This is a genomic window from Streptomyces sp. ADMS, from assembly GCF_033441795.1.
GTDB lineage: Bacteria > Actinomycetota > Actinomycetes > Streptomycetales > Streptomycetaceae > Streptomyces.
Genome location: NZ_JAVFVX010000223.1, coordinates 1 through 4,606 on the forward strand (window position 1 = coordinate 1; position 4,606 = coordinate 4,606).

5 protein-coding genes are annotated in these 4,606 nt (G+C 65.5%); all 5 read right to left on the minus strand.

Translation table 11 applies throughout. The annotated features are described in order from the left end of the window. Nucleotides 1–36: 36 nt before the first annotated feature. The 5 genes from RB628_RS39370 to RB628_RS39390 all read right to left on the minus strand — a co-directional run bounded on the left by RB628_RS39370 (nt 37) and on the right by RB628_RS39390 (nt 4,460). On the minus strand, nt 37–822 hold the full coding sequence (locus RB628_RS39370; RefSeq protein ID WP_318325458.1) for a hypothetical protein: 786 nt from the start codon (nt 820–822) through the stop codon (nt 37–39). A gap of 7 nt (nt 823–829) precedes the next feature. Continuing rightward, nucleotides 830–1,735, minus strand: coding sequence for a radical SAM protein (locus tag RB628_RS39375; RefSeq protein WP_318325460.1), 906 nt, complete (start codon nt 1,733–1,735; stop codon nt 830–832). Next, the gene (locus RB628_RS39380; RefSeq protein WP_318325461.1) at nt 1,732–3,033 is read right to left on the minus strand and encodes a radical SAM protein; all 1,302 of its coding nucleotides are present in this window, start codon (nt 3,031–3,033) and stop codon (nt 1,732–1,734) included. Before RB628_RS39380 ends, RB628_RS39375 begins: the two co-directional genes overlap by 4 nt. 5 nt (nt 3,034–3,038) lie before the next feature. Then, complete coding sequence (locus RB628_RS39385) at nt 3,039–3,395, minus strand: hypothetical protein (protein WP_046707975.1); 357 nt, start codon at nt 3,393–3,395, stop codon at nt 3,039–3,041. A 480-nt stretch (nt 3,396–3,875) separates the two neighbouring features. Then, the gene (locus RB628_RS39390; RefSeq protein ID WP_318325462.1) at nt 3,876–4,460 is read right to left on the minus strand and encodes a helix-turn-helix transcriptional regulator; all 585 of its coding nucleotides are present in this window, start codon (nt 4,458–4,460) and stop codon (nt 3,876–3,878) included. Nucleotides 4,461–4,606: the final 146 nt, after the last annotated feature.

The window sequence follows — 4,606 nt, forward strand, 5'->3', positions numbered from 1 at the left end:
CTGCACCCTCTGAAGGGTGCAGCGGCCCCGGCCCGGTCAGTAGCGGACGTTACGCAGATCGAGCTTCCACGCCTCGTCGGGGTGCTGATCCCAGTAAGCGCGGAGTGCCAATTCGCGCTCCGCGAAGCGGCCTTCGCGGCATAGGCCGCCGTGGGAGAGGGTGACGCTCATCGCGAGCGGGGACTCGGTGGTCACCCAGTGCGGGGTCAGAGCGTGGCTCCACAGCCGGTCACCGGGCCCCATCCGTACGGACTCGCGGTCGACCGGGTCGTGTTCGGGCGGTTCCTCCGCGGTGGTCTCGCCCACCACAGCGGCCTCGGCCGTGAGGTGCTGGTCGGGGTCCCTGTAACTGTGGAAGGTCTTCGTGCCCTCGACCTGCCACACGAGCCCGTGCGAGTTGTCGTTGTGGTACGTCGACGAGGCACCGCCCGTGGAGATGAACAGCAGCGGCGCGCACCGTTGCCACGTGAACCCCCAGCTCGACAACTGGGTACGCCAGGGGACCATGACCTGCTCCTGGAATCCGCTGAGGAGTCCGTCGTAGAAGCGGGTGAGGTTGAAGTGGACGAGGCGGAACGTCCAGGTGGCCACTTCTTCGACTGGGGCTGTGCGGAAGGCCGACGTACGGTCCATGCGTACGGACCAGTCCTCGTCTCCGAGGATGGTGAAGCGCACTTCCTCGTCCTGTCGGACGGTGTCGAGGACGTCAAGGGCGGGTGGAAAGCTGAAACCGGTGGCGGTCAGGGTGTCGCTGACACGCTTGTTGGGAGGGGTCCGCCACCGTTCGATGAACTCTTCGGGTGTGGTGACTGGGGTCGTCATCGTCCACTCACGGGGTGTCGTCGGCGCGGCAGATGGCCGCGCACTCTGGGGTGGTCCGGTCCTGCGGTTCGGTGCGGAGAAAGCGACTGATCTCCGCGCGAGGGGCGCGCACGCTCACCCCCGTTTTGCCGTACGGGCAGCGGCGGATCTCGCCGCTTGCAGACACGTACAGCGTCGCGGACGCGCAGAAGGGTCGTCGCCACGGGTACAACTGCATGGCTCGCAGGGCGGTGAGGTGCTCCTGGAACCGCGGAGTGAGCTGAAAGTAGCGGCCGAGGAGATCGGCGTCCTCCCTCTGCTGGGCAAGGTAGCTGTAGAAGGTGGAGCCGGCCCGCTGTAGTGCCGTGTCGTCGAGCGCCACCGGGCTGAGCTGGATCTGGACTCCCGACTTGTCGACGCGCTCGTAGATGTCCTGGCACTCCTGGGCTGTGAGCTTCCAGTACGTGAGGTGGAGAACTCTCTCTGCCGTGTGGACCTGATCGAGCGTCGCGATCGCCGACGCCACGGAACGGGTGGTGCGCCCGAGTTCCATGGCACCGGCCGAGTCGGCGGACACGGTGACGTTCGCGAGCAGGCGCGCACTGTCGGCCAACCGGTCGACGTCCTCGGGGTCTCGGGCCGAGGTGACGATCGACACGGGAATCCCGAACTGGTGGGCGAGCCGTACGAGCTGGCGGAGTTGAGGGTGGTGGGTGGGTTCGCCGCCGGTCAGGCAGATCGCTTCGACACCCGTCTCCTTCAGTCGGGAGAGGGCCCGGGTGTAGGTGGGGATGTCGAGGAAGCCGTGGGCCCGGTCTGCTCGGAAGCAGAATCCGCAGGCGATCTTGCAGTGGCCGGCGGTGCTGATGAGAGCTGAGCGGAACCGCTGCCGGGCTGGGGAGAACGAGCGCTCGGGGCGGGTGACAGTGTTCACTGCACCCCCGTGCTGTCCCATACGGCGATCTCCACGGTGCTCTTGTAGAAGTCGCACATCTGCGGGTCCGGCCGGTCTCCGCGAATCAGGAGCTGTTCGTTGCGCGAGGGGCCCCCGCAGATCGCCAGAGCCGGGCACTGGCCACATTCAGGGATGGGGGCGACGTTCTTGGCGATGCCGCCCAGCAGGTTCGGGTCCGCACGCAGTTCGTCGAGGGTGTGCAGGAAGGAGGGTGCGGTGAAGTTGATGTCGCAGAGGCTGACTCGGTTGCCGGGCAGCAGGGCAACGTTCAGGGTCCGGTCGCTCTGAATGTGGTCGAAGAGCATGGGGCGGCGCCGGTCGAGGGCCTGGAATGCCCGGTCGAGGACGGAGAACATCATCCCGCCCCGCCCGAGAGCGACGAGGCGTGCTTGGTACAGCTCCCTGGCCAGATCCTTGCCCTTGACCGTCCAGCGTCCGCTGGTGGGTATCGGGGTGTTGGCGTAGATGAACTTCAACCCGAGGTCGTCGATGATCCAGGTGACGGTTTCGGCCAGGCGGCCGATGTTCGCGGGTGTGGGGGTGAGGTTGCAGCCCACATGGATGCCGCCTGCGTCGAGGAGCCGGCGGACGTTGCGCCGAATCCGGTCGTCGGCCGGCTGCCCGCCCAGGAGCCGCCGGTGCTCGGCGTTGATGGCGGGCGGTCCGTCGATCGAGATCCCGACGCCGTACTCGTACCGGGCGAAGTGCTCGATCATGGCGTCGGTGATGCGGGCCCCGTTGGTGACGACTGTTCGGCGGACCCGTTTGACGTTGTACCGCGCGGCGAGAGAGTCCGCGAGGGTGTCCCCGTGCTGCATCAGGTCGAACCGGGTCGTCGGTTCGCCGCCGAACCACTGGATGGCTACCTCGTCGCGACCGGCGTTCGTCTCGAAGAGGTAGGTCAGGCCGTCGGCGATTTCCTGCTCGGTCATGTCCGGACTACCGGTGTTGGTCTCGACGAAGCAGTAGCTGCACTTCATGTTGCAGGCGTCGGTGAGGACGACGCGTAAGCCGCTGATCCGTACGGGGACGGGATTCAGGTCGAGTTGGTGGAGCCGGTTATGGAGTGCTTCACGCTGATCAGCGCGAGGGCTGTCGGGTGTGAAGCCGAGCTCGGCGAGAGCTTTGTGGGTCGCGGTCGGGGGAACCGCGGAGAGGTCGGTGACCTCCCCGCGGTTGAGGTACACACTGTCCAGCGTGACCGGGTCGAGGAGGGCGCCCTCGCCATCCCGGACGTACTGGATGTACTTCCCCCACAGGAGCTGTGAGGTGACCACCTGTGTTACGCGGCTTCCTCTTCGAGGATGCCGCGCTCGGCCATGACCTTGCGGACGAGCTCCTCGCCGGCGGCCTGCAGCTGTGCTGAGGCCTCCGGCGAGCCGCCGTCGGCGAGGACGATCACGCCGGGGAGGGTCGGGTTCGGGGCGATGACCGTGATGCCGGCGGGCTCGGTGCTGACCACCAGGATGGCGTTCTCGACCGGGACCCAGTCCGCCTGGTCCTTCACCGCTTCCAGGATCTCGGCCTGCTTGGCCTGGAAGGCGTCACGCTCGCCCATCCAGACTCCGGCCTTCTGCTTGGAATCGACGACGTCGGCGTAGAGCAGGTGATCGTTCTTGTTTCGTCGTGGTGTCGGCATGGCACTCATCTCCTGTCGCTGGCGCGGCGTATTTCGGATCTGATGTCGTGCTGTGCAGGCCTGGAGTTCGGGCCCCTCATGAGGGTGCTCCGGATTCACGGAGCGAGCACATCTCGGGGGTGATATCACGGAGGTGATATTCGCGGGATCACGTGAGTACGCTAAGTTGCAATCCGTCGACTGCTGACACACACTGGCCCGCACGTCGATCTAATCGTCCGGGGCACCCGACCACGTCCCCATACGGGCCTGGCAAGGTATCGATGCCTGGCTCGGCGATCCGTAAAGCGGTGCGATCTGACCGGCGGACTTATCAGCTATCTTCGTCGATCTCGTTTGAATCCTCGGATGCCGGGCGCAATAGCCAACCGCTCGGGTCTTCCGACGGTTCTGGCCACGAAAATGGCCAAAAGGCCCTCCTTCCCTTCTACGCGAACAGCACCCTCTCGATGTCGCTGGAGTGGTCTACCGGGCCGAGCGTCACGCCGGCCATCCCCCTTTCTTCCCTGTGAGTGACGGGCCGCACGGTCGGCCTTCCGCTGTCGGCGGTTGGAGCATGGGGCCGGTGAGTTCCGCCGGAGTGTTGAGTCCCGCAAGCAGTTCGACGATCTTGTCGATGTTGGTAAGTCTTCGTACTCCTGACTCCAGCATGGACAGGAAGGCTTGGCTCAGACCCGTGAGCTCCGCCATATCACTCTGGCGTAGTGAGCTTCCGATTCGCACAAGGTGGCACACTCGGCCAAAGTCACGGGCCCAGAGAGCTTCCCGGACGTCCGCTCGCTGCCAAACCTCTGGCTCCACCTGGGGCGGTGGCGAAGAGGTAGCTGGTACATGTCGCGAACAAGCGCTGCAGAACGGCTCATTGTTGTATCGACTCAGGGGGCGTCGACACCATCGACACTGGCGTCCATGCCGTTCAGTGGCATCCGTCTCGGACAAGGACGAAGGGCTTCCTTCCCGGATCCCCGTCTCAACCGTCGTTGCGCCTGCGAGTGTCGGGGTCCTGCGGGTTTCCTCGCCTACTGCTAAGGCGAGCGGAAAGCGATGGCGGGCATCAGTCGACATCGGGGGCACCGGTCTGCGGCGGGAAGCAGATCTCTGCCCACGCCGATGTGCCAAGCCCGATAGGGTCGTTCATTTTCCACCGGTCGGCCAATGAGTGGTGTGCATCGTGAAGTCGCAGGTCACGGGTCTGGTGTGAATGGTGGGTG